Origin of the sequence: Collinsella sp. AM40-7AC (genome assembly GCF_003468125.1) — a bacterium.
Classification (GTDB): Bacteria; Actinomycetota; Coriobacteriia; order Coriobacteriales; family Coriobacteriaceae; genus Collinsella; species Collinsella aerofaciens_O.
Genome location: NZ_QSGK01000004.1, coordinates 84,703 through 110,220, shown reverse-complemented (window position 1 = coordinate 110,220; position 25,518 = coordinate 84,703). Strand labels below are relative to the sequence as shown.

Below are 25,518 nucleotides of genomic sequence, written 5' to 3'. Positions count from 1 at the left end.
CTACTCGCCTGCCTTGACGACCATAGAGGCGAAGTCGGCAGCCTTGAGCGAAGCGCCGCCCACGAGGGCGCCGTCAACGTCGGGCTTGGCGACGAGCTCGGCAATGTTGCCGGGCTTAGCGGAACCACCGTACAGGACGCGGATACCGTCGGCGAGCTCCTCGCCAAACATCTCCTTGAGGGTCTCACGGATAGCGCCGCAGACCTCCTGGGCGTCCTCAGCGGTAGCGGTCTTTCCGGTGCCGATGGCCCAGATGGGCTCGTAGGCGACGACGACCTGCTTGGGGCAGGTGATCTCAAGACCAGCAAGGCCAGCCTTGACCTGGTTCACGACGTGCTCGACATAGGTGCCAGCCTCGCGGACCTCGAGGGACTCGCCGCAGCAGAAGACGGGAACAAGACCGGCGGCAACGAGGGCCTTGGCCTTCTTGTTCTGGTCCTCGTCGGTCTCGTGGAAATAGTCGCGACGCTCGGAGTGGCCGATGATGCAGTAGGTGCAGCCAGCGGACTTGAGCATGTCGCAAGAGGACTCACCGGTGAAGGCACCCTTGGCCTCCCAGTACACGTTCTGTGCACCGAGGGCGATGGGGGCAGCCTGAATGCGGTCATGAACCGTGGTGATGTCAATGGTCGGAGGGCAGACGAGCACCTCGACGCCAGCCGGAACCTCGGGCAGAGCCTGAGCCAGCTCGTCGGCGAGCTTGGCGGCCTCGGCGACGTCGTTGTTCATCTTCCAGTTACCAGCGATGAGAAGGGTGCGATTAGGCATCGAGAAGCGCCTCCACTCCGGGCAGGGCCTTACCCTCGACGAGCTCCATGGAAGCGCCACCACCGGTGGAGATCCAGCTCATCTTGTCGGCCAGGTTGAACTTGTTGACAGCTGCGACAGAGTCGCCACCGCCGATGATCGAGGTGCAGTCGGCCTCGGCGACGGCCTCGGCGATAGCCTGGGTGCCGTGAGCGAAGTTATCGAACTCGAAGACGCCCATGGGGCCGTTCCAGAACACGGTCTTGGCGCCCTTGACAGCCTCGGCGTAGAGCTCCTCGGTCTTGGGGCCGATGTCCATGCCCTCACGATCGTCGGGGATAGCGTCGGAAGCGACAACCTCGGGGACAGCGTCCTCGCCAAAGTGATCGGCAACGCGGTTGTCGATGGGGAGCAGGATCTTGACGCCCTTCTCCTCGGCCTTCTTGAGCATCTCGCCGGCGCGCTCGACCCAGTCCTCTTCCTTGAGGGACTGACCGACGGTCAGGCCCTGAGCCAGGAAGAAGGTGTAGGCCATGCCGCCACCGATGATCAGGGTGTCAGCGGAGTCGATGAGGTGATCGAGAACGCCGATCTTGGAGGAAACCTTGGAACCGCCGACGATAGCGACGAAGGGGCGCTCGGGCTCGGCGAAGATGCCGGTCAGCGTGTCGACCTCCTTCTCGAGCAGGAAGCCGGCGACGGCAGGCAGGTAAGCGGCGGGGCCCACGACGGAACCCTGGGCGCGGTGAGCGGTGCCGAAAGCATCGAGAACGAAGACGTCACCATAGGAAGCGAGCTTCTTGGCGATCTCGGGATCGTTCTTCTTCTCACGCTTGTCGAAACGGACGTTCTCGAGAACGAGGACCTTGCCCGGCTCGACGGAGGCAACAGCCTCGGCGGCCTTCTCGCCGTAGGTGTCGGCGACAAAGGCAACATCGAGACCAGAGAGCTCAGCGAGCTTCTTGGCGACAGGCTCAAGGGAGAGCTCGGGCTGGAAGCCGGTGCCATCGGGACGGCCGAGGTGGCTCATGAGGACGACGCGAGCGTTGTGCTCAACGAGGTAGTTGATGGTGGGCAGGGCAGCCTTGATACGGGTGGTGTCGCCAACGACGCCATCCTTGATAGGCACGTTGAAGTCAACGCGGACGAGAACGCGCTTGCCGTCGACATCGATGTCGCGGACGGTCTTCTTGGTAAAGGCCATGTTTGCTTCTACCTTTCGTACGTGTCTGCCTCCCATTACGGCAGACGATTTCCTATAAAAAGGGCGCGACCCTAGGGTGTAAGCCCTATGAGGCCGCGCCCTTCTTTAGACGCTCAACGAGCTATTCGCTAAAAGCTAAATTAAGCAACGAACTTCTCGAAGTACTTGATGGTGCGGACCATCTGAGAGGTGTAGGAGTTCTCGTTGTCGTACCAAGAGGTGACCTGAACGAGGGTCTGGCCGTTGCCGAGGTCAGAGCACATGGTCTGAGTGGCGTCGAAGATGGAGCCGTGGGTCTCGCCGATGATGTCGGTGGAGACGATGTCGTCCTCGTTGTAACCGAAGGTCTCGGAGATGGTGGAAGCGTAGGCCTTCATAGCGGCGTTGACCTCGTCGACGGTGACCTTCTTGTCAACGACAGCGTAGAGGTTGGTGATGGAGCCGGTCGGCGTCGGGACGCGCTGGGCGGCACCGATGAGCTTACCGTTGAGCTCGGGGAGAACCAGGCCGATAGCCTTGGCAGCACCGGTGGTGTTGGGGACGATGTTGACGGCGCAGGCGCGGCTACGACGCTTGTTGCCCTTGCGCTGCGGGCCGTCGAGCGGCATCTGGTCGCCGGTCCAGGCGTGAATGGTGGTCATGATGCCGGACACGATGGGAGCGAAGTCGTTCAGACCCTTGGCCATCGGGGCGAGGCAGTTGGTGGTGCAGGAAGCAGCAGAGATGATGTTGTCCTCAGCGGTCAGCGTCTCGTGGTTGACGTTGTACACGATGGTGGGCAGATCGCTGCCGGCCGGAGCGGAGATGACGACCTTCTTGGCGCCAGCGTTGATGTGGGCCTGAGCCTTAGCCTTGCTGGTGTAGAAGCCGGTGCACTCGAGAACGACGTCGACGTCGAGGTCGCCCCAAGGCAGGTTGTTGGCGTCGGCCTCCTTGTAGATCTTGATCTCCTTGCCGTCAACGGTGATGGAATCCTCGCCAGCAACGACCTCGTGATCGCGAGCGTAGTTGCCCTGCGTGGAGTCGTACTTCAGCAGGTAAGCGAGCATATCGGGAGAGGTGAGGTCGTTGATAGCGACGATCTCGGAGCCCTCATGACCGAACATCTGACGGAAAGCCAGACGACCGATGCGACCGAAGCCGTTAATAGCAACCTTTACTGCCATTGTGTCTCCTTTCGTAAGGCCCCCGCAAGCTACAGCGCCCGCCGTTGAGGCCCACAAACTAACCACTCGCCTAATATACCTTTTTTTTGACTTGAATTTCACGAGAATAGTCGAAATTGAAAATCAAATTTACGTTAAAACGTTTTAAAGAATAAAATAGCAGCTAAATCCGTATATAAGTCGATACTTTAAACTACCGGTTTGCTTCAATGAGCTTTTCAAGCCTCAAAACTCGATGGTAGAGGGCCGACTTCGACAAGGGAGGGTCAACCATCTCCCCTAAATCACGCAGCGACAGATCGGGATAGCGCTCGCGCAGGTCGCAAAAGACCGCCAAGGCATCCGGAAGCGCATCGCGAAGGCCGCGCTGCTCGAGCTCATCGATAAGCGCAAGCTGATGTTGGGCAGCACCGGCGCTTCTGGTCTGGTTGGCGAGCTCGGCGTTCACGCGACGGTTCACATCGTTCTTAACCAACTTGACCGCGCGCGCCTCCTCAATCTCGGCAACGCTGCGCTTGGCACCAATCAGCTTTAATAAATGCTCGATTTCCTCGGCGCTCTTAATGTACACGGCATATGACCCCCGCCGCGCATTAACACGAGCATGGACCCCAATCTGCCCCAACAGATCGCAAAGCCCCTTGGCATATTGCTCGCCCTGCACCGCGATCTCCAAATGAAAATCGCCGCGTGGATCGGCCACGAAGCCGCCCGCGATGAGCGCGCCGCGGATGTAGGCAAGCCTGCAGCAGGGACGGGCAACGATGTGTCGGGGAACACCAGCGACGAGCCCTCCTCTGCGGTCTAGAATGCCCAGCAGCACCAGAGCCTTGTCCAAGTCGGGTTGATCGGGCAGGGTAATGAGATAGTTACGGACCTTATGCAAGACCGATTTACGAACGGTGAATTCCGTTTTGAGCTTAAGGATGCGATGCGTCAGCGTGATCATCGTGCGCGCGACGGCTCCCGTCTCGGTCGCGACCGTCAAACGATACCGCCCGGAGCCGGCCAACGAAAGCGTACCGCTCACACGCGTCAGGGCGGCAAGCGTCGACAAATCGCAGTATTCACATTCGGGTTCGCAGCGCGCAAGCTCGTCGCGCACCTCAGCGGTAAACGACATGCAGGCCTATGCCTTCGTGTTGGCGCGCGACAGGTCGCGGTGGGAGATGCTCACGTGATACTGGGCGCCTTCCAGGTAACGGGCCGTGGCCTCGGCAATGGCGACGCTGCGGTGTTGACCGCCCGTGCAACCGATGGCAATAGAAAGCTGCGGCTTGCCCTCCGCGATATAGCCCGGCATCACCGTATCGAGCAGCTGTGTCCAAGCCTTCCAAAACTCCTGCGTCTTGGGGTGGTCCAGAACAAAATCGGAGACCTTTTTATCGAGACCGGTCATCGTGCGCATCTCGGGATCGTAAAACGGATTGGGCAGGAAGCGGACGTCGATCATAATGTCCGCCTCGACGGGCATGCCGTGCTTAAAGCCAAACGAGAACACATGGACGTCCATGAGCTGTTGGTCGGACAGCTCGGAAAATGCCATACGTAGCTTGTTGCGCAGCGCAGAGGTGCGCAGACGACTCGTGTCGATAATCATATCGGCTCGATCGCGCACGCCCTGCAGCTGAAGGCGCTCGCGCTGAATGGCATCGGCCGTAGTCTCCCCCGGCTTGGCAATGGGATGACGGCGGCGATTTTCGCTGTAGCGACGAATCAGCACCTCGTCAGAAGCCTCCAGGAACACGATGTCGCAGCTCATCTCGCGCTCTTCGAGCGCGGCGACCGCATCGAGCAACTCGTCAAACAGTCCCTGGCTACGCAAATCGCAGGTGACGGCGAGATGCCTGCCCACGCCCGTATTGATGCCGACGAGCTCGGCAAGCTGGGCGATGAGACGCGGAGGCAGGTTATCAATGCAAAAATAGCCCATGTCCTCGAACACGTGCATGGCCTGTGTGCGGCCCGATCCGGACATTCCGGTGATGATGACGATATCGGGGATGCGCTCCGAGCGCTCCGCCGCATCCATGGCATCTCCCTTTTGCATGTGCTGCCTCCCAAAAACAAGCGCGGGACCCAGCAACCCGGATCCCGCGCGGTCAATTGCCTATATTGAGTATACCGCCCCGAGCGGATACGAGGCCTGTCTTACGCCTCAAGCGCAGCCTTGAACCAACTCGTAATACTCGTGGGGTGCGTGATGGCGGTGCCGACGACAACGGCCCAGGCGCCAGCATCGATCGCAGCGCGAGCCTCCTCGGGCGTGTGCACGCGGCCCTCGCAGATGATGGGAAGACCGGGGAATTCCTCGGTCGCCTGACGCAGGAGTGGCAGGTCGGGGCCATCGGCCATGGTGCAGTCGATGGCGGCGACGCCGTGAGAAAGCGTGGTGGATACCAGGTCAAAGCCCATATCAACCGCACGGCGAATGTCCTCGATGGTGGCACAATCCGCCATCAGGAGCACACCCTCCTCGTGCAGCGGGCGGAAGGTATCCTCGACGGTCTTGCCATCGGGACGCGGACGATCGGTGGCGTCGATCGCCACGATATCGGCACCGGCAGCAACGCAGGCGCGAGCGTGACGCAGCGTCGGCGTGATGTAAACGCCCTCGTGTCCATCCTTCCACAGGCCGATGACGGGAACCTCACAGCGACCCTTAATAGCGGCAATGTCGGCAAGGCCCTGACAGCGAATGGCGGCGGCGCCGCCAAGCTCGCAAGCGCGAGACATTTGAGCCATGGTCTCGGGCGTACGAAGCGGCTCGCCCATATACGCCTGAACGCTCACGACGAGCTTGCCCTTCAGGGATTGAATCAAAGGATCGACGGTCATAAGGCTGCAACCTTTCTCAGAACAGCCTCCCGAGGCGTGCTGTCTCGGGAGGCTCCTACAGCAGATACGTTTACTTCAACGAGGCAAGAAGATGCTCAGCGGCACCGATGAGCGGAGCATCGCCCTCCAGAGAACCGATGAGGATCGGCGTGTCCTGAAGCGGATCGAGCGCCTGGCTGGCATAGCCCTCGTGCACCGAATCCTTCCACGTCTGCGAACGCCAATCGGGACCTTGGTGAATCACGCCGCCCGAAAGCACGATGACCTCAGGGTCCAGGATGTTAGCGAGCGAGCCCAAGCTGGCGCCCAGCGCAAAGCCGGCGTCATAGATGACCTCGGTCGCCTTTGCGTCGCCAGCACGACACAGGTCGTTCACGTCGCGACCGACCGAAGGACGGCTGGGGTCAACTCGACCGAAGCGTTCGTCGTACATACGGCCAATCGAGGTGCCCGAAGCAACAGACTCAAGATGGCCGGAACGCCCGCAGGCGCAGGGAATGCCGGCGGCAGCCGAGCACTCGATGTGGCCCATATGACCGGCAGCACCATGGAAGCCCTGCATCACGCGGCCGTTCTCGACATATGCGCCACCGATGCCCGTACCGATTCCCAGGCACAAGACGGAGAACTTGCCCTTGCCGACGCCCCAGTGGGCCTCGCCCAGAGCATGAGCCTGCACGTCGCCCACAACGGCAACGGGAAGACCAAGGTCCTCGCGCAGACGCGGCCCCAACTGAACGCCGGACCAGCCGGGCATGATCTCATTGGCATAAGCAATGGCGCCCGTCTTGGGATCGACGACGCCTGCGGCACCGATACCGACACCGAGAACCTCGACATCGGGATTCGCCTCAAGAGCGGCCTTGATAGACGCCTCGATACGCTGGAAGACGGCCTCGCCGCCCTCCTGGGCCTCGGTAGGAACCTCGGCCTCAAAAACGGGATGGGGCACACTACCGTCAGCCGGGTACTCCATGATGGCAGTCGCAATTTTAGTTCCGCCGATATCGACAGAGCAGACGTACTTGTTCTCCATGTCGCTCTCCTTCGGAGATAAAAACAACTACAGGAAATGCGCCGTCAGGCTAGCCGTCACAGCGCAGTAAAGGTTTTCCAGGTGTCCGAGATCGCCGAGAAACCGTGTGGCCATTGACCTAATGGGTCATGGCCACACGGTTGAACGGCGAGGTCGGGTGCCTGGGAAGCTTTACAGGAGACCGTTGTCCTGAAGGACCTTCCTAATCGCCTCGACGTTCTCGCCGGTCATGGCCTTCACCGGGCGCGGCATGGTCGGGCTGTCGAAGATGCCCATGAGATTCATAGCGGTCTTGAAGGCGCCGACGCCACCGGCATAGCCCTGGACGCCCGAGGTGACGTCCCAGATGTGCGAAATCTCATTGAGGCGATCCTGCTCGGCCTTGACGGTAGCCCAGTCGCCGGCCTGAGCGGCCTTCCACTGGCGCACGTAGCCCTCGGGCTCAACGTTGGCAAGGCCCGGGACAGAACCGTCGGCGCCACCGAGGTAAGCGCCGTCGACAACAACCTCGTGACCGGTGAGGATGCTCATCGGATGGCCGTTCTTCTCGTTCTCCTGAACGAGATAGCGGAACGAGATGTCATCACCCGAGGAATCCTTGACGCCAGCAAGGACGCCCTCGGCGCCGAGCTTGGCAAGGAGCTTCCAGGGGAGCTTGGTGTGAACGCAGACGGGAATGTCATAGGCAAAGATGGGCAGGTCGAGCTCCTCGTGCAGGATGCGGAAGTGCTCCTCGACCTCGGTCATGCCCTGCAGGGCATAGAACGGGCAGGTGGCGACAAGCGCATCGGCGCCCAGCTCCTGAGCGACCTTACCGTGCTCAATCATGCGCTCGGTCTCGGTATCGATGATGCCGACCAGGACGGGCACGCGGTGGTCGACGATACGAACGGCCTCGGCGATGATCTGGCGACGACGCTCATCGGTGGAGAAGACGACCTCGCCCGAGGATCCCAGGAAGAACAGGCCATCGACGCCGGCATCGATCATGCGGTTGATGCTGCGCTCAAAGGAGACAACATCGAGCTGGTGATCTTCGGTATCGGGAACAACGACGGGAGGGATAACGCCGGTGAATTTCTGAGTTGCCACAAGAATCTCCTTAGTTGTCTGGCGGGCGGCCCTATGCCACCCACTCTTGTTGGCAGTGTCCAGGCCGTCTAGGCCAAAGAACACGGGTAGAACGTTTGGTTAAAAAAGTCGATGACTTCGTTTTCGAACGCATTGATGCGCTCGTGAGCGTATTTTGCATAGATGATATGCCTCCGGTCACACTCAAGACCGTTGAATACGGCAAACTGATCCTTGGGATCGCTCACGGTATCCATAAGCGATGTGCCCATGAGCACCGATCCGCGCACCCGAGACGACAGCACCTCGAGGCCGCCAGGAAGCGGATTGGCAACCGCCGTGCGGGCGAGGCCCCGCTCGTCCAGAGCAGAAACCGCCAGCGCGACTCCGCCGCCAAGACCCTCGCCCCATGCAAAGATGCGTTCGGGGTCCATGCCATCAAGATTGCGCGCGACCTCCGCCAACGCGCAGCCCCAACGGACGCGCCTGACAAAAGCGGGCGAGGTAATCCCCTGCCGCAGATCGCTGGGTCCAATCGCCTCATCGTCCAGCGCGAGCACGGCATATCCCATGGCCGCAAACCTCGTCATGTGATGCCATCCCCGCACGGGTCGGTCGATGTCGTGAAACATCAGACATAGCGGCACAAGCTCGGATGCTCGGGCGCGACCGGCAGGCTCGATCAAACGTGCGTTGACCACATCGCCACCAAGCTCAAAGGAAACCTCGGAGTAGCGGGCATACGGATTGGCGAAATCGATCGCCGTAATGGCCAGGCCTTGAATCTCAAGATCCATAGCACATGTCTCCAAATCAGAAACATCTGCCTGAACATCACCGTGCCAGTCCCGATATTCAGAGAGCCTTGACGAAACCGTTCCGGGAATCCCCACAAGGTCGGGGACAATCAGCTCGCCGACATTGCTCTCGCACTTAGACATGAGCCTTCCCTCCCTTGCAGAAAAACGGAATGATCAGATCGTCAAAATCCTGAATCTCCTCGTGGCCAAAGCCTTCAAAGAACTCATGACGCTTTTCGCAGGTCAGGTTGTTATAGACTGCAAACTGCGTCGCTGGCGGACAGACGATATCGGCTGTGCCAGTGCCAAACAGCACGGGGCATTTGACCATAGGGGCAAAGTTCTTGGAATCGAAGTACGCCAGCTTGGCATAGGCTTCGTCAATACGAGTCGAGTCCTCGTCAAACCAGCGAGACCAATAGCGCAGGCCCTCGTAGGCAATGTCGTCGGCATCCAAATCCCAGACCAGGCGGAAATCTGACAGGAAGGGATAGAGGATGGCGGCACGATTGATAAGCTCGCTGTTAAGTGCACAGGTCGCAATGCCCAAACCGCCACCCTGCGACGCGCCGTTCACAAACACACGCGCAAGATCAATGCCCTCGAGCTCGCGAACGATGCGGCACAGGATGCGAATATCTTGGTGCAAGCGGACATAGTAGAGGTTGGCCGGGTCGCCGTCGATACCGGCAACGATATGACCGGCAACCGTTGTGCCCTCAAATCCACCAATGTCCTCGGAGGGACCTCCTTGGCCGGGGCAGTCGAGGGCGATGAGTGCCATGCCCATGCCCGCAAACGACGCCTGCTCAAACCAGCTGCGGCTTGCACCCGGATACCCATGGAACTGAAGTACCAATGGCACGGGCTCGTCCGAGACGGGTTTAAGGTACTTGGCATGCAGGCGCGCGCCACACATGCCGGTATACCAGAGGTCGAAAAGCTGGCAGGTCGCGGCATCGGCGACCGATGCCGTCTCGATCGCATAGTCAAGCCCGACGGCGTCGGCCTCGGCCATGCGATCCTTCCAAAAGAGATCGAAATCTGATGGACGGGGCATGGCGCCTCGATATTCATCAAATTGATGTTGTAGCTCCTGAGCACTTGGCATGGCTCGTGAACCCAACCTTTCGAAATCGCAACGGAGGTGCGCCCGGCAAGGGAACCGGGCGCACGGGAGGGAATGCGAGGCTACTCGCCGAGCTTGGGATGCAGCAGCGACGGCGCAGCGCCGAGCAGCATCTTGGTGTAGGGGTCCTGGGGGTGCTGGAAGACCTGCTTGGCCTCGCCCTGCTCGACGATCTTGCCGCCATTCATAACGATGATGTCGTCAGAGATATAGCGGACCGTCTGGATGTCATGGCTGATGAACACCATGGCCAGGCCGAGCTCCTTCTTAAGGTCAGTCAGCAGGTTCAGAATCTGCGCGCGGACTGAAACGTCCAGAGCCGAGGTGGGCTCGTCGGCGATGATGGCATCGGGGTTCAGCGACAGGGCACGGGCAATTGCGACGCGCTGGCGCTGGCCGCCCGAAAGCTGGCCGGGAAGAACCTCGGCAGCGGAGCTGGGCAGACCGGTGAGCTCCAAGAGTTCCTTGACGCGCTCCTCCTGCTCGGCCTCGGTACCCAGGTTGTGGACGCGCATGGGGTCGAGCAGCTGCTCGCGAACGACCATGCGGGGGTTGAGCGCCGTGGCGGGGTTCTGGAACACGACCGAGATGACGCGACCCATGTGGCGACGGTCCTCGGCGGTACGTTTGGTAACGTCCTTGCCCTTAAAGTAGACCTTGCCGCTCGTGGGGGCCTGCAGGCCGCACATGACGTTAGCGGTGGTGGACTTACCGCAACCGGACTCGCCGACGATGCCGATCGTCTGACCGGGCATGAGCTTAATCGTTACACCCTGGACGGCGTGAACCAGGTTGGGGTGCAGAATCGAGCCGGTACGGGTCCTAAAGGTGACGTGGACGTCATCAAGGAAGATGATCGGCTCGACGCCGTTGACTGCGGTCTCGCTCATCTACATCACCTCCGCGTGAGGGGTCAAACCATTTGCCTTGAGCACCTCGTCGGGGAGCTCGGAATAGAAGTGCTCGGTGCCGGGCACGCGCTTGAAGACCGGACGGGTGTCCAGGCCAATACGCGGATGGCTCGAGCGGGGCGCGAAGCGATCGCCCTTGGGGAAATCGCGCGGACTCGGAACGGCGCCGGGCACCTGGTGCAGGCGGCCCGAACCGCTCTCGATGGACAGAACGGAGCCCAGAAGACCGCGGGTGTACTCGTGGATCGGGTTAGTGAGCAGCTCCTTGGTGGGCGCCTGCTCGATAACCTGGCCAGCGTACATAACCGTGATGTTGTGGGCGACCTCGGCGACCAGCGCCAGGTCGTGCGAAACGAAGATCATGGCAAAGCCGAGCTTGGCCTGAAGATCGTTGAGCAGCTTGATGACCTGCTTCTGGACGGTAACGTCCAGAGCGGTCGTGGGCTCATCGCAGATGACCAGCTTGGGGTCGCGGGTAAGGGCCATAGCGATCAGGACACGCTGACGCTGGCCGCCGGAAAGCTCGTGTGGATAGCTCTCGAGCGTGCGCTTGGGATCGAGGCCGACGAGCTCCAAGAGCTCCTCGGCGCTGCGGGTTCCGCCGCGTTTGGTGAGCTGCTTCATCTGGGCAGAGATGAGCATGGAGGGGTTGAGCGAGGACAGGGCGTCCTGATAGACCATAGCGATATCGGTACCGCGCAGGCCGAACCACTCCTTCTTGCTCATCTTGAGCAGGTCACGGCCCTCCCAGAGGACCTCGCCGGAAAGGTGCTCGTCCTCATCGGTCAGGCCCATGATGGCCAGCGTGGTGATGGACTTACCGCAACCGGACTCGCCCACCAGGCCCATGGTCTGACCAGGACGGACGTCAAAGTTGACATGGTCGACGACGTTAATATCACCGTGATGCTCAAACTGGATGCAGAAGTCACGGACCGAGAGAATCGGCTCGACAGACTCGTCGGGCACATGACGATCGTCACGCTTGAGTTCGACATCGCGCAGGGCGCCAAGGCGAGCGGAGAGGGACTGGGCCTGCTCCTTGTAGGCGCGAACGGGGTCGGAGACCAGCAGGTCGGCCTCGCGACGCTTGGAGGAATCGGTAGGATCCAGGGCGGCGGAGGGAGCAGCGGCCATGGCGTCGGTAATGCCCTCGGAGAGGATGTTGAGCGCCAGGCAGGTGATCATGATGGCCAGGCCCGGGAACAGCGCCTGCCACCAACGGCCGGCGAGCACGCCGCCGCGGGCGTCGGCGAGGATGTTGCCCCAGGTAGCGGTGGGCTCCTGGATACCAGCGCCGATGAAGGTCAGCGAGGCCTCGAAGATGATGGCGTCGGCGACCAGGGTAACGGTGAAGACCATGATCGGGGCGATGCAGTTACGCAGAACATGCTTGATCAAAATCCACGGAGCCTTGGCGCCGGAAACGATGACCGCGCGGACATAGTCCTCGCCGTACTCGGACACGATGTTGGCGCGCACGATACGGGCAATCTGCGGAGTGTACATAAAGCCGATGGCGAAGATGATCGACGGCACGGAGTTACCCAGGATGGAGACGAAGACGGCCGCGAGGGCGATGCCCGGGATGGACATGATGATGTCCAGGATACGCATGATCGTCTCGGAGACGGCCTTGCGCGAAACCGCTGCAAGGGCGCCCACGACCGAGCCGCAGACCAGAGCCATGGCAGTGGCGCCAAAGCCGATGATCAGCGAGTAACGACCACCGTAGAGCATACGCGACAGAATGTCGCGGCCCTTATCGTCGGTACCGAAGATAAATCCGTTGCCGGGAGCCTGGCGAGCCGTAAAGATCTCGACCGGGCTATAGGGGGCAAGAAGGGGCGCCAGAATCGCAGTCAGGGCGACCAGCACCAGCACGACGGCGGCAATCTTAGAAGACAACGTCATCTTCTTCCAGCCACCGAGCTTGAGCCCCTTGGAGGCAGCCTTCTCGAGCTGCTCGGTTTGCTTCTCTCGAATCTTTACCATAATCTACACCGTCCTGATGCGCGGGTTGATGAGCAGGTAGAGCATGTCAACCACGATGTTGATGATGATGAAGGCAAGAGCAACGACGATAACGACGCCCTGAACCAGGTTCGCCTCGTTGCCCTGAACGCCCTGCAGAATCGCGGTGCCCATGCCGGGGAGGTTGAAGATAACCTCGATGACGACGGCGCCGCCCATGAGGTAACCGATCTTAAGACCGAGGGTGGTGACCGGGGTGATCAGCGCATTGCGAAGAACGTTGATGCCGACGACGACCTTCTCGGGAACGCCGGCGCCGCGAGCCATACGGACATAATCCTTGTCGAGCTCCTCGACCATGGCGGTACGCACGATACGAGTCATCTGGCCCGTCAGCGGAAATGCCAAGGCGATAGCGGGCATGATCATGCGTCCCAGATAGCCAACCGGATTCGTGGTGAAGTGAGGCAGAGCACCCGATGCCGGGAGCACCTTAAGGTAGGAAGAGAACAGCAGGATCAACAGAACGGCAAGCCAGAACGACGGGGTTGCCAAGCCGGCGATGGAAAAGACACGGATTACTTGGTCCGGCCATTTGTCGCGATACAGTGCCGCGATGACGCCGAGCAAAAACGAAACGACCGCACCGATGGCAAGACCGATGAAGGTCAGCTGCATCGTGACGGGCAGGGCCGTGGAGATGCGCTTGGCAACGGAGTTGCGAGCAGCACCATAGGTGCCCATGTCGCCATGGATCAGATCGCCCATATAGCGCACGTAGCGCACGGGCCAGGGGTCGTCCAGACCATACTTCTCATGGTACTCGGCAACCGCCTCGGGCGAGGCACCGTCACCCAACGCCGTGTAGGCGGGGTCGGTCTTGGAGAACGACATAAGGAAGAACACCAGGACGGTGACGCCCAATGCCATGATCGGCAGCGCCACAAGACGCCTTCCAATCAAACGTAGCAAGTTGTTCACGTTCTCTCCCCTTTCTTTTGTCGGTAGGACCAACTGGTATATGAGTACGGATACTCATTACAAGACCCGAGCGACATCGTTGCCGCCCGGGTCTTTGTTTCAACTATGAGGATACGGTCCCAACGACCGACATCCTGCATACAGACTCAAGCGAGTCTTACGCCTTGACGGTCGCGACGCCCCTGAAGGACATGCTCGTCGTGCCGATGCCCTTGAAGCCATCGAGGGCCTCGCCGTTGGGCGCAGTGGACGGATCGTCCCAGGAAGCGGAGACGGTCTTGACGTGGACAACGGGGTACAGAACGGCGTTGTCGGCAATGATGTCGAAGCACTCGTTCCACTTCTTCTGCTGCTCGTCGCCCTCGGCGGCAAGAGCCTCGTCCATGAGACCGTGGAGCTTCTGCCACTCAGCGGACTCCTTCCACGGGCAACGGGTCTGCATCCAGACGTTGTCACCGTACCACCAGTTGAGCAGCAGGTCGGGGTCGGCACCGAAGCAGGAAGGATCGCCAGGGGCAAGGAGGATATCGTAGGCCTCGCCGCCGTCGATGGCAGCGTAGGTGGCCGGCGAGGTATCGGTCTGGATGGTCACATCGAAGCCGAGAGCGTCGAGGTCATTCTTGACCTGGGCGGCCATGCCCTTAATCTGCTCGTTGTCGGTGGTGCGCAGGGTGATGGCACCCGGGGTGATGCCAGACTCCTCGATGAGCTTCTTAGCCTTCTTGGCGTCGGTCTTGTACACCGTGGAAGCCTCATGATAGTTGGTGAAGCTCTTGGGCAGGTAGCAGCTGGCAGCGGTGGCAAGGCCGGCGAAGGTGTTGCTGACCATCTTCTCGGTGTCGAGCGCATACATGACAGCCTGACGGACCTTGACGTTGTTCCAAGGCTCCTTGGCGACGTTGAACATGATGAAGCGGGTGCCGAAACCCTGAACGTTATCGATCTTGCAGCCGGCGCTCTCGAGCTGGTCGACGGCGTCAGCGGTAACGAGCTCCATAACGAGCGTGGAGCCCTCCTGCTGAGCGGTAACGCGAGCGGTGGGGTCGGTCAGGATGCTGTACTGGATCTTCTTATCCTCGGCAGCGTACTCACCGTTGTACTCGGGGTTGGGAACCAGGGTGATCTCGGTATCGGAGATAGAGTCGTACATCCAGGGGCCGGAGCCGATCGGCTGCTTGGCGCGATCCTCCTCGGTCTGGGTGGCCGGGGTAACGCGGACGATGGCCAGACGATCCTTGAGCAGGGAGAAGTTGGGGACCTTGGTCTTGACCGTCACGGTGCTGGCGTCCTTGGCCTCGATGGACTCGAAGGGCTGGAAGAACGGAGCATAGGTAGCGGAAGCGGCGCAAGCGGTGTAGGAGGCGACGACATCGTCAGCGGTGACCTCGGTGCCATCGGAGAACTTGGCGCCCTTGCGGATGGTGACCTCGAAAGTGGTGTCGTCCACAGCCTTGGGATCGTCGGTGGCGAGCTCGTTGAAGGTGCTGTAGTCGTGGTAATCGATGCCGTAGAGGCCCTCGACGACGTGCCAGTTAGCACCCAGGCCCACAGCGGAGCCGGTGCTGGCGGGATCGAAGCTGGACGGAGCGTAAGCGGAACCAGCGGTGATCACGCCGCCGCCACGGTTGGCAGAATCGGTGGAGCCGGAAGCGGAACCCTCGTCGCTAGAGCTGCCACCGCAGCCAGTGAGACCAAGCCCTGCGACAGCAGCGACGCTGCCGGTGAGGCCGAGGAACGAACGCCTGGACATACCCTTGTTGATGATGGCCATGTCTTCTCCTATCAATAGAGAATCTTACTCGGGAGCACCTAGACTTGCCCCCGCGCAACTTGCGGACGATATATACCTTACCTACCGACGAACCCAACTGAGGTGCCGCGCTCGGCGACCGATACATACATACGCTTGAACGGTATTTACTACCGTTCACCGAATTCATTGACAAACGATTCGCCAGACAGTATGTATCGACGAGGTGAGATATCAGTCTTCGTCAACCCGCAGGATAGCAGGGTTGTTCACCATGGCTAGTCAAACGTTTTAGCGTTAATAGAACCCGAAATCGGCTGGTAATCGCCGCGAAATAAATGATTGAAAATCGGCCAATCATGTATATCAGTTGTTTAGAAGCGCATTTAGTTTTCGGAACGGTTGGCCGATGTCTGGGCGCGCTCGGCATTCCATGCAACAAGTGCCTCGTGGACCGCTTTGGCGACATCGGCCGGAACGCCTCGAACTTCTGCAATCTCCTGCTCGCTTGCCGCACGCAAACGCTTCATCGAGCCAAAATGGCGCATAATGGCACGTTTTCTGGTGGGTCCCACGCCTGGAACGTCATCGAGTACCGAAACCGTCATGGCTTTATCGCGCAGCTCGCGGTGGAACGTGATGGCAAAACGGTGCGATTCATCGCGCACCTGTTTAATTAGATAGAGCGACGCGGACCCGGTTGGAAGCACGACGGGAGTCTCGTCCCAAGGCACGAAAACCTCCTCATCGGCCTTTGCCAAGCCACAAACTGGTATATCGAGCCCAAGAGTTTCAAGTTGCTTGATCGCAGCGGTCAATTGCGGCTTACCGCCATCGACAACGAGCAAATCGGGGCGCGAGCCAAAGCGCTCGTCGGCCATGCGCTCGGGAGCATAGCGTCGTCCCAAAACCTCGGACATCGACACGAAGTCGTTTGCCTCGTCCAATTCGGCCTGAATTTTAAAACGACGGTACTGGCTCTTGTCGGCGCGCCCGTTGGTAAACACCACCATCGAGGCGACCGTAAAGGTGCCATGCAGTGTAGAGATATCGAAGCACTCGATACGCAACGGCGGCGATGGCAGCGCCAACGCACTTTCGAGCTCCAGGAGCGCTTGATTGGTGCGGTCGTCAGCGTACCCCGTTCGCATCATGTAGCGCATGAGGGCATGGCGCGCATTTTTGGATGCCATATCGAGCAGACGGTGCTTTTCGCCACGCTGCGGCCTATGGAGATGGCAGGAACGCTCGCGCTTGCCCGCAAGCCACTCCCCCAGCGCCTCCGCATCCTCAAGCTCGACGGAAAGGTTGATCTCAGCTGGAATATCAGCCGTCTCGTCGTAATAGCGCTTAAGAAAGCCCGACTGGAGCTCTTCCTCGTCAACATCAAGGCCCTTGTCGAGAATGAACTCGCAGGTGCGAACTGTTCGGCCCTCGCGAACGACGAAGACGCAAGCGGCGGAGATGGTCTCCTCGCGATAGAACCCGATGACATCGATATCGACACTGGAGGGAAAAACGACTTGCTGACGATCGTCCAGACCCCTGATGACCTCCAAACGACGTTTGACGCGTGCCGCGCGCTCAAAGTCGAGCGCCTCGGCGGCATCCGTCATCTCGGAGGTCAGCTCATCGACGACATCCTTGCGATGGCCCGACAAAAAGCGCTCGACACGCTTGACGTTCTTGGCATAGTCTGCCGGGGAAATCGCGCCGACACACGCACCCGGGCCGCGCCCGACATGGTAGTCAAAGCAGGGACGCCCGTTTTGCGCGCAAATCATATTGACGATGTCTTCCTCGCCCTTGTGGGACTCGACGATACGACGACAACGACGCCACTCCGCACAGGATGCGGAGCAGATGGGGATAACCTTGCGCAGCGTATCTATCGTCTCACGTGCCGCACGGCTATCGGTATAGGGTCCAAAATAGCGCGTTCCCGGCTTATGACGCTCACGCGTATATTTGATAGCGGGATACAGGTCGCCCTTTGTAATGGCGATAAAGGGGTAGCTCTTGTCATCCTTGAGGTCGACGTTAAAGTACGGATGGTACTGACCAATCAAATTGCGCTCGAGCACCAACGCCTCATGCTCGGTCTCCACCACGATATAGTCAAAGCTCGCCACCAGCTGCATCATGAGCGGGATCTTTTGACGCTCATCCTGCAGTGTCACGTATTGACGCATACGGGCGCGTAGGTTTTTTGCCTTGCCCACGTAGATGACATCGCCCTTGGCGTCTTTCCAAAGGTAGCAGCCGGGCTGCGTGGGAACGCGCGAAACCTGCTCGGCAAGCGTTGGAATGTTGTCGTGACCGGCCACGCGCACCTACTTACGACGAAGCAGCGCCGAGACCTCGGGCATCTTAAGGACGGCGGCAAGGCCAAAGGTAACAGCAAGCGAGACGACACCCGCAACGCAAACATAGCCAAGAGTAATCAGAATCGAGCCGCCAAGTGCCCCGACAAAGTGCTCAAGCGCCCACATGACGCCGGCGCCTGCGGCAGCACCCAGGCCACCGAGCAAAAGGCCAAAGAAACCGCCATGCAGGATAGATTTGACCTGAAGGCCACGCAGGCGACGACGCAGCCACCACAGCGAACAGCCGACCAAGATCACGTAGTCGACAACATACGAAAGCGCGATTGCCGGCATACCGAAGCCCAGCACAACGCCAAACAGCAGAACCGAGCCGGCCTGGCCGATGGCGGAATACAGGCAATAGCGGCTATAGGGCTTCATATCGAGCAGGGCAGAGAAGCTCTTCTGCATCAACACGACCACGCCGTAGAGCGGCAGCGAGAACGCCAGGTAGACAAGGAACTCGGACACCAGCGCCACGCCGGACTCGTCAAACTTACCGGCACAGTAAATCATGTTGAGCGGACGCGCGAAGACAATCAGGTACAGCGCGAACGGAATCAGGAAGAACAGCATCTGGGCGACGCCGCGCGAAATGCCCGTGCGAACGCTGTCGTAATCCTTCTCCTGTGCGTCGTGAGAGAGCTCGGTATAGAGCGCCGTCGAAAGCGAGGCGGCAATCAGCGCGTAGGGTAGCGTGTACCACAGGCGCGCATAGGCGATGACGGAAGGGCCAGTCTCGGGCTGGACCACCAGCGCGGCAGCGTTGGTGATAGAAGTCGAGACAAACATGCACACCGTGGCGAGCAGCGTCGGGATACCGAGCGCAATCGTCTGGCGCAGCGCGGGGTCCTTAAAGTCGATATGGATATGGGGATGCACGCCGTGCTTGCCAAGCGCGGGGATCTGACATGCCATCTGAACAAAGACACCGAGGGTCGTACCGGCCGCAATCAAGATGATGCCGGCACGTTCACCAAACTGTGCGGACACGGGCGCAAAACCCATAAAGCTCGCAATGACGATCACATTGTTGAGGACCGGGGCAAACGTCGACCAGAAGTAGTCGCGGTGTGCGTTGAGAACGCCCGAGAACACCGAGCCCAAACCATAAAACAGAATCTGGATGGCAAAGAAACGGAACATGAACGCAGCGGTATCCATGCTGCCGCCGTCACCCGAAAGGAACGATTGCGTCCAGATAAAGCCCGGGGCGAACACGGTCCCCAGCAACGAAATGCCACCCAGCACCAAAAGCAGAATGCCGAGCAGGTTGCCCACGTACTCGTTCGAGGCCTCGCGACCCTGCTCACGCCTCACGCCCATGTACACGGGCAAAAACGCCGTCACGAGCATGCCGCCCATCACGAGTTCGTAGAGCATATTGGGCAGGTTGTTGGCGACCTGATAGGAGGACGAGAGTAGCGACATGCCGATAGCGGCCGCCATTGCCCACGTGCGGATAAAACCGGTGACGCGAGACACGATAGTCAGGATGGTCATAAGCCCGGCGGAACGACCAACCGTGGAGTAGTCCGACGAACCCATGTCGTCAGTGTCATCTCGCGACGAAGAAGCTTCGGATGAGGGTGCCTGAGACGCAGATTCTTTTGCAAAATGAGCTCCGCGCTTCAATTCTTCCTGCGGCATCGCTCAGTCCTCTCTCGTAATCGCGGCAACCGTCGCCCCGCAAAATGCAATTAAATCATCGGGTGCAAGCTCGAGCTGATAACCACGCTTGCCTCCCGAAATAAAAATGGTATCCCAAAGGACACATGTCTCATCAATGAGCGTCCGGTAGCGTTTTTTCATACCGACCGGGCTGCAGCCGCCGCGAACGTAGCCAGTCGCCGCAAGCAAATCCTTCACATGCATCATGGCCAAAGACTTCTCCCCCGCGGCACGCGCGGCGGACTTTAGATCGAGCTCGTCGGCAACAGGGATGCAGCACACGACATAGTCGTTGGACGGCGTCACGCAGACCAAGGTCTTAAACCCTTGACCGGGCTCCTCGCCAAGCTGCTCCGAAATCGCGACCCCCAGGCCCACCGACTCATCACCATCGTCTTCGTACGTATGTAGAACATAGGAAATGCCGGCGCTTTCCAGCTCGCGCATCGCATTGGTTTTTGGCGTCTTTACAGCCTTTGCCATGACATATCCTTTCCCTCGCATTCGGACGCAAGGATTAAGTATATGTCCAATTCGGCTGCATACGTCACTTCGGCACAGCAAGCGCCATCGAATCACAAGGAGTCGATGGCGCCCATAAACTGAATCGCCTATTTATTGAGCATCAAGTTGAGCCTGACGCTCCCGGTCACGTCTGAGCAACGGCGCCAAAAACTTGCCCGTATAACTCCGCGGACAGTCCGCAACCTGCTCCGGTGTGCCCGAAACCACGACGGTTCCGCCGCCGTTACCGCCCTCGGGACCCATATCGATCAGGCGGTCGGCAACCTTGATGACATCAAGGTTGTGTTCAATCACCAGCACTGTGTTGCCCGCATCGACCAAGCGCTGCAGCACATCGAGCAGCTGGCGGACGTCCTCAAAATGAAGGCCGGTCGTCGGCTCGTCCAAAATATAGAACGTCTTGCCCGTCTGGCGTCGATGAAGCTCCTTGGCGAGCTTCACGCGCTGCGCCTCGCCGCCCGAAAGCGTCGTGGCGGGCTGGCCCAGGCTCACGTAGCCCAAGCCTACATCGTACAGCGTCTGGAGCTTTCGCTTGATCTGCGGGATATTCCCAAAGAAAGCCAGTGCCTCGGCCACGCTCATGTCAAGTACGTCCGAGATGGTCTTGCCACGGTAGGTGACCTCGAGTGTCTCGCGGTTGTAGCGTTTACCGCCGCAAACTTCGCAGGGAACGTAGATATCGGGAAGGAAGTGCATCTCGATCTTGATCTGTCCGTCGCCCTTGCACGCCTCACAGCGCCCGCCACTCACGTTAAAGGAGAAACGACCCGGCGAGTAGCCGCGCGCCTTCGACTCCGGCGTACTCGCAAACAGAGCGCGAAGATCATCCCACAGGCCGATATAGGTAGCAGGGTTGGAACGCGGCGTGCGGCCAATCGGCGACTGGTCGATATCGATAACCTTATCGATACACTCGATGCCCTCGATTTTCTTATACGGACCCACAGGGCGCGTCGAACGGTGAATGGCATTCGTAAGGGCAGGCGCAATGGTGTCGGTAACCAGGGAGCTCTTGCCCGATCCCGACACGCCGGTAACAACCGTAAGCGTACCAAACTCGATCTTGGCGGTAACGTTTTTGAGGTTGTTGGCTCGAGCGCCCGTAATTTTAAGGCAGCCACGACCGGGCTTGCGCCGTTCATCAGGCACCCGGATCATTCGTTTGCCGGTCAGATAAGCGCCCGTCATCGACTCAGGACAAGCCATGATATCGGCAGGCGTTCCCGCCGCGACTACGTGTCCGCCGTTGACGCCGGCGCCGGGCCCCATGTCGATCACGTAGTCGGCGGCACGGATTGTATCCTCGTCGTGTTCGACAACGATAACGGTATTGCCGATATCGCGCAGGCGCTCGAGCGTCTTGATCAGGCGCTCGTTGTCACGCTGATGAAGACCGATCGAGGGCTCATCCAGAATATAGAGCACGCCCATGAGACCCGCGCCGATCTGCGTTGCCAGGCGAATACGCTGCGCCTCGCCACCGGAAAGCGTCGCCGAGGCACGATCGAGCGTCAGATAGTCGAGTCCAACATCGACCAGAAAACGCAAGCGCTCCAGGATTTCCTTGACGATGCGCCCGCCGATAAACTGTTGGCGCTCGGTGAGCTCCAGGCCCTCAAAAAACTCGAGCGACTCACGGCACGACAGGCAGCAAACTTCATAAATGGACTTGCCGCCCACGGTGACGGCGAGCATCTCGGGGCGCAGGCGAGCGCCATGGCAGCTCGAGCACGGCTCCTCGCGAATGTACTTCTCCAAGCGCGCCTTGGTGTTCTCGTTCGTCGTCTCGGTATAGCGTTCGTACAGGATGTTGCGAACGCCCGAAAACTTGGTATCCCACTGGCTGCGACGTCCGTCGAGCTTTTGGTAGTCGACCGAGATCTTCGTATCGCCCAGGCCATCCAAGAATGCACGACGCACGCGAGGGGGCAAGTCCTTCCACGGCGTATCGGTGCTCACCTTAAAGTGTTTGCAGACCGCAGCAAAAATCTGCGGATAGTAGTTCGAATTGCCAAACAGGCTACCAAAGACTCCGTCGGCAATGGACTTCGAGGGGTCCTCGATCAGCGCCTCGGCATCAACGGTTTTCTTAAAGCCCAGGCCGTCGCACTCAGGACATGCGCCATAGGGAGCGTTGAACGAAAAATCACGCGGCTGAAGATCGTCAATGGAGTGACCATGCTCCGGGCACGCCAAGGCCAACGAATACTCCAGCAGCTCGCCCTCGGTCCCCTCGGGAGCATCACGATCGGGCAGCATGTACACGTTTACATTGCCGTGGGCCAGCGCGGTCGCCTGCTCAACAGACTCGGCGATACGGCCCAGAGAGTTCTCACGGATCACGATGCGATCGACCACGACCTCGATATCGTGCTTGAACTTCTTGTCCAGATCGATCGGATCGTCGAGCGAGCGCACTTCGCTGTCGACACGCACGCGGCTAAAGCCCTCGGCGCGAAGGTCCTCAAACAGTTTGGCGTACTCGCCTTTTCGCCCGCGCACCACCGGTGCCAGCACAAACGCGCGGCGACCCTCCCCCGCCGCCAAGACTTTGTCGGCAACCTGGTCGGTCGTCTGGCGCTCAATGACGCGGCCGCATTCGGGACAGTGCGGGGTGCCCACACGGGCGAACAGCAGGCGCAGATAGTCATAAATCTCGGTTACGGTGCCAACCGTCGAGCGAGGGTTTTTAGACGTCGTCTTTTGGTCGATCGACACCGCCGGCGAAAGGCCGTCGATTGAATCCAAGTCGGGTTTGTCCATCTGGCCCAAGAACTGGCGTGCATAGCTCGAAAGGCTCTCGACGTATCGACGCTGGCCCTCGGCATAGATAGTGTCAAATGCCAGCGAGCTCTTGCCCGAGCCAGAAAGACCGGTAATGACCACGAGTTGGTCACGCGGAATGGAAACATCGATATCGCGGAGGTTGTGCTCACGAGCGCCGCGAATAACGATAGAAGAATCAGACATGGAAGCTCCTTGCCTCCTATTGCATCGAATCATACTGCCGATGAGTTTAGCGCACTCGACGCGCACAGATGTTCGTAATACAAGATTCGCAGACCTTTAGCTTTGCGTATCGGGTGCTTTGTTTCTCGAAATACCGTGGAGAGGTTACAGTAATCTAATACTGAACTAAATTTGCCGTAACAGAGGAACGTCCATGACCGAAGATATCCCCCTTGAAATCACTTCGAGCGACATGGCCAATCTGCCCATATTCATCGCCGTCCTTATCGTGGCCATCGTCGTGGTGCGCGTATATTTTTCAATCAAACACAATAAAAAGCCGCCCATTGCCCGCGTCTTTTGGTGCGCGACGCTCCTCATCCCGCTCGGCGTGGTAGCTGCATGGATTACGAATCAATTGCTCGTAAATGAGGACAGTTCCCTATGGCTCCTTTCTTATTCGGCGCTCGGTGCTGCCGCCGTCATACTTCTTGTCGAGCCCTTGGTTTCGGGACTTATCGACCAAACCGATCTTGCGACGGGAACGGTTGCCTGTATTTGCCGTGACATCCTTGTCATCGCCGCTGTTTCAGCGCTCTCGTTCGTTTCACTCGAAATTGCCTGTAACGAAACGTTCTATCGCATTCCCGCCAACTCATTCGGGTTTTCCGTCGGGCTGCTCGCGACGGTTCTGCTCTCCCTTTATTTGCTGGGACAGCGTCATGGAGGCGTCATGGCCCTCGTGCCCGTCGCCTGTTGCATCCTTGGCATTGCCGAGCACTTCGTCATAACGTTTAAAGGCGAGGCCATCCTGCCAAGCGATATCTTGGCCCTTGGCACCGCAATGGAAGTGAGCGAGGGATACGAGTTTACCTTTACCGCCGGAATCGTAACCTCTCTCGCCCTGCTGGAGATTTCCCTGGGGCTTCTTTCTCTTATCCGACCGCGAAAGCTCCGTACGCCCACCCATGTCTTCCCCGCAATCGCCGCTAACCTCTGCGCTTTTCTGCTAGTGACCGTTGTGGGGCTCTCGGGCTTTTCCAGCATCGACTTGGAGCAGGCGCTGGATTTTGGATTTGACCGTTGGCAGCCCATCACCACGTATGCGTCTCAGGGTTTTATCACTTCGTTCACCGAAATGGTCAACGAGTTGCCCATTGAGAAGCCCGAAGACTATACGCCCGATGAGGCGCAGAGCATCGAGCAGGAGCTCGCCGCCGCCTACGACAGCACGTATGGCTCGAGCGAGCAGCGCGCGGCGGCCGTTGCCCAATTCAATGAAATCAAGCCGACGATTGTTGCCGTCATGAACGAGAGTTTTAGCGACCTTTCGTGCTTTGAGCAGCTCCAGGCGGCCGGGTACACCGGTCCCGCATTCTACAACTCGCTTCCCGACACACTTGTTCGCGGCACCATGCTCGCTTCGGTCACCGGTGGCGGAACGGCAAACTCCGAATTCGAATTTTTGACCGGAGCGACAACGGCCTTTGTCGGACTAGGAAAAATCCCCTATCAGCTGTATCAGATGAATGGCGTCAACAGCCTGGCAAAGGACCTTAAGGAGCTTGGGTATACCGCTACCGCTATGCACCCGCAAAACCCCGTCAACTACCATCGAGATAAAATCTATCAGCAGCTGGGCTTCGGAGACTTTCTTTCAATCGGCGATTTCGAGGGTGCGCCCTGTTACCATGCCGGCGTATGCGACTACGCCACCTACGACAAGATACTCGACCTGCTTAGAACCGACGAAGCCCCGCAGTTCATCTTTGACGTCACGATGCAAAATCACGGCGGCTACGACTATGGCACCGTTCCCGCCGAGGAGCTGACAAACTATTGGGTCGAGGGGGCCAGCGAGGGCGCCAATAGTGCACTCAACACCTATCTTACCTGCATCAACGCATCCGACCGGGACCTCGAGTACTTTATCAACGAGCTCCGCAATATCGGCAGACCGGTTGTCCTTGTCTTTTTTGGCGACCATCAGCCGAGCGCCGCAACGACCCTCAACGACGAGCTGTACCCTCAGGAAGATACGGCAAGCCACGCTTTCCGTATCTATCAGTCGACCTATTTCGTCTGGGCTAACTATGAAATCGCCGGCAATACCGAGCTCAACGTCTACGACACCGTCGGGGCAAACGAGATTGCAGCCATTACCCTTAATAAGATCGGCGCCCCGCTCACCGACTATCAAAAAGCTCTGCTTGCAACAAGGTCAGATGTGCCCACCATCAATGTCGCCGGCTACCTTGGTGCCGACGGGCTGCGCTACGACTTGGAATCTGAAGACAGCCCATACGCCTCGACGATCGACAAGCTGCAGCGCATGCAATACCTCGAGTTCGCCAGCAAAGTTCAGTAAGCCCGCCCATTCGCTTGGACCCATCGTATTGC

19 protein-coding genes are annotated in these 25,518 nt (G+C 59.3%); 1 reads left to right on the top strand and 18 read right to left on the bottom strand.

The features are described 5' to 3' along the window. The 18 genes from tpiA to uvrA all read right to left on the bottom strand — a co-directional run bounded on the left by tpiA (position 1) and on the right by uvrA (position 23,139). Positions 1 to 768, bottom strand: a complete 768-nt coding sequence (gene tpiA / locus DW892_RS04700) for a triose-phosphate isomerase (RefSeq protein ID WP_089572945.1) — start codon at positions 766 to 768, stop codon at positions 1 to 3. Beyond that, positions 761 to 1,951 (bottom strand): phosphoglycerate kinase, encoded by a 1,191-nt coding sequence (gene pgk, locus DW892_RS04695; RefSeq protein WP_117766053.1) that lies wholly within the window; start codon positions 1,949 to 1,951, stop codon positions 761 to 763. The genes tpiA and pgk overlap by 8 nt, the downstream gene beginning before the upstream one ends. A gap of 140 nt (positions 1,952 to 2,091) precedes the next feature. Then, entirely contained in the window at positions 2,092 to 3,117 is a 1,026-nt protein-coding gene (gap, locus tag DW892_RS04690) for a type I glyceraldehyde-3-phosphate dehydrogenase (RefSeq protein WP_099431436.1), read from the bottom strand. A gap of 193 nt (positions 3,118 to 3,310) precedes the next feature. Continuing rightward, a complete protein-coding gene (whiA, locus tag DW892_RS04685) occupies positions 3,311 to 4,240 on the bottom strand; it encodes a DNA-binding protein WhiA (protein WP_117766051.1) in 930 nt (309 codons plus the stop codon). Between the two features lie 6 nt (positions 4,241 to 4,246). Further along, positions 4,247 to 5,167: an RNase adapter RapZ gene (rapZ, locus tag DW892_RS04680; protein WP_022094878.1), complete on the bottom strand. Its 921-nt coding sequence runs from the start codon at positions 5,165 to 5,167 to the stop codon at positions 4,247 to 4,249. Between the two features lie 101 nt (positions 5,168 to 5,268). Next, positions 5,269 to 5,955 (bottom strand): N-acetylmannosamine-6-phosphate 2-epimerase, encoded by a 687-nt coding sequence (locus tag DW892_RS04675; RefSeq protein WP_022094877.1) that lies wholly within the window; start codon positions 5,953 to 5,955, stop codon positions 5,269 to 5,271. 70 nt (positions 5,956 to 6,025) lie between these two features. Further along, positions 6,026 to 6,991, bottom strand: a complete 966-nt coding sequence (locus DW892_RS04670) for an ROK family protein (protein ID WP_117766049.1) — start codon at positions 6,989 to 6,991, stop codon at positions 6,026 to 6,028. 171 nt (positions 6,992 to 7,162) lie between these two features. Further along, entirely contained in the window at positions 7,163 to 8,083 is a 921-nt protein-coding gene (locus tag DW892_RS04665; RefSeq protein WP_117647503.1) for a dihydrodipicolinate synthase family protein, read from the bottom strand. A 68-nt stretch (positions 8,084 to 8,151) separates the two neighbouring features. Next, complete coding sequence (locus DW892_RS04660) at positions 8,152 to 9,003, bottom strand: acetylxylan esterase (protein WP_117766047.1); 852 nt, start codon at positions 9,001 to 9,003, stop codon at positions 8,152 to 8,154. Continuing rightward, positions 8,996 to 9,973, bottom strand: coding sequence for an acetylxylan esterase (locus DW892_RS04655; RefSeq protein ID WP_117766045.1), 978 nt, complete (start codon positions 9,971 to 9,973; stop codon positions 8,996 to 8,998). The genes DW892_RS04660 and DW892_RS04655 overlap by 8 nt, the downstream gene beginning before the upstream one ends. 80 nt (positions 9,974 to 10,053) lie before the next feature. After that, positions 10,054 to 10,881, bottom strand: a complete 828-nt coding sequence (locus DW892_RS04650; RefSeq protein ID WP_117635937.1) for an ABC transporter ATP-binding protein — start codon at positions 10,879 to 10,881, stop codon at positions 10,054 to 10,056. After that, positions 10,882 to 12,897, bottom strand: coding sequence for a dipeptide/oligopeptide/nickel ABC transporter permease/ATP-binding protein (locus DW892_RS04645; protein WP_099431432.1), 2,016 nt, complete (start codon positions 12,895 to 12,897; stop codon positions 10,882 to 10,884). Between the two features lie 3 nt (positions 12,898 to 12,900). Continuing rightward, the gene (locus DW892_RS04640; protein ID WP_035138896.1) at positions 12,901 to 13,857 is read right to left on the bottom strand and encodes an ABC transporter permease; all 957 of its coding nucleotides are present in this window, start codon (positions 13,855 to 13,857) and stop codon (positions 12,901 to 12,903) included. A gap of 157 nt (positions 13,858 to 14,014) precedes the next feature. Next, positions 14,015 to 15,628: an ABC transporter substrate-binding protein gene (locus DW892_RS04635; RefSeq protein WP_117766043.1), complete on the bottom strand. Its 1,614-nt coding sequence runs from the start codon at positions 15,626 to 15,628 to the stop codon at positions 14,015 to 14,017. Positions 15,629 to 15,993: 365 nt separating this feature from the next. Beyond that, entirely contained in the window at positions 15,994 to 17,934 is a 1,941-nt protein-coding gene (uvrC, locus tag DW892_RS04630) for an excinuclease ABC subunit UvrC (RefSeq protein WP_316242603.1), read from the bottom strand. Between the two features lie 6 nt (positions 17,935 to 17,940). Next, on the bottom strand, positions 17,941 to 19,521 hold the full coding sequence (gene murJ / locus DW892_RS04625; protein ID WP_117766040.1) for a murein biosynthesis integral membrane protein MurJ: 1,581 nt from the start codon (positions 19,519 to 19,521) through the stop codon (positions 17,941 to 17,943). A 105-nt stretch (positions 19,522 to 19,626) separates the two neighbouring features. Continuing rightward, positions 19,627 to 20,127, bottom strand: a complete 501-nt coding sequence (gene ybaK, locus DW892_RS04620) for a Cys-tRNA(Pro) deacylase (RefSeq protein WP_006236166.1) — start codon at positions 20,125 to 20,127, stop codon at positions 19,627 to 19,629. Between the two features lie 132 nt (positions 20,128 to 20,259). Beyond that, complete coding sequence (uvrA, locus tag DW892_RS04615) at positions 20,260 to 23,139, bottom strand: excinuclease ABC subunit UvrA (RefSeq protein WP_117766038.1); 2,880 nt, start codon at positions 23,137 to 23,139, stop codon at positions 20,260 to 20,262. Between the two features lie 193 nt (positions 23,140 to 23,332). On the opposite strand from uvrA, the gene DW892_RS04610 reads away from it, so the two are divergent. Next, a complete protein-coding gene (locus DW892_RS04610) occupies positions 23,333 to 25,486 on the top strand; it encodes an LTA synthase family protein (RefSeq protein WP_117766036.1) in 2,154 nt (717 codons plus the stop codon). Positions 25,487 to 25,518: the final 32 nt, after the last annotated feature.

Coding starts and splice junctions, on each gene's coding strand:
- DW892_RS04610 (WP_117766036.1), top strand. CDS start 23,333: ATGACCGAAGATATCCCCCTTGAAATCACTTCGAGCGACATGGCCAAT.
- DW892_RS04675 (WP_022094877.1), bottom strand. CDS start 5,955: ATGACCGTCGATCCTTTGATTCAATCCCTGAAGGGCAAGCTCGTCGTG.
- whiA (WP_117766051.1), bottom strand. CDS start 4,240: ATGTCGTTTACCGCTGAGGTGCGCGACGAGCTTGCGCGCTGCGAACCC.
- DW892_RS04660 (WP_117766047.1), bottom strand. CDS start 9,003: ATGTCTAAGTGCGAGAGCAATGTCGGCGAGCTGATTGTCCCCGACCTT.
- DW892_RS04670 (WP_117766049.1), bottom strand. CDS start 6,991: ATGGAGAACAAGTACGTCTGCTCTGTCGATATCGGCGGAACTAAAATT.
- DW892_RS04655 (WP_117766045.1), bottom strand. CDS start 9,973: ATGCCAAGTGCTCAGGAGCTACAACATCAATTTGATGAATATCGAGGC.
- DW892_RS04645 (WP_099431432.1), bottom strand. CDS start 12,897: ATGGTAAAGATTCGAGAGAAGCAAACCGAGCAGCTCGAGAAGGCTGCC.
- rapZ (WP_022094878.1), bottom strand. CDS start 5,167: ATGCAAAAGGGAGATGCCATGGATGCGGCGGAGCGCTCGGAGCGCATC.
- DW892_RS04650 (WP_117635937.1), bottom strand. CDS start 10,881: ATGAGCGAGACCGCAGTCAACGGCGTCGAGCCGATCATCTTCCTTGAT.
- pgk (WP_117766053.1), bottom strand. CDS start 1,951: ATGGCCTTTACCAAGAAGACCGTCCGCGACATCGATGTCGACGGCAAG.
- murJ (WP_117766040.1), bottom strand. CDS start 19,521: ATGGGTTCGTCGGACTACTCCACGGTTGGTCGTTCCGCCGGGCTTATG.
- uvrA (WP_117766038.1), bottom strand. CDS start 23,139: ATGTCTGATTCTTCTATCGTTATTCGCGGCGCTCGTGAGCACAACCTC.
- ybaK (WP_006236166.1), bottom strand. CDS start 20,127: ATGGCAAAGGCTGTAAAGACGCCAAAAACCAATGCGATGCGCGAGCTG.
- tpiA (WP_089572945.1), bottom strand. CDS start 768: ATGCCTAATCGCACCCTTCTCATCGCTGGTAACTGGAAGATGAACAAC.
- gap (WP_099431436.1), bottom strand. CDS start 3,117: ATGGCAGTAAAGGTTGCTATTAACGGCTTCGGTCGCATCGGTCGTCTG.
- DW892_RS04635 (WP_117766043.1), bottom strand. CDS start 15,628: ATGGCCATCATCAACAAGGGTATGTCCAGGCGTTCGTTCCTCGGCCTC.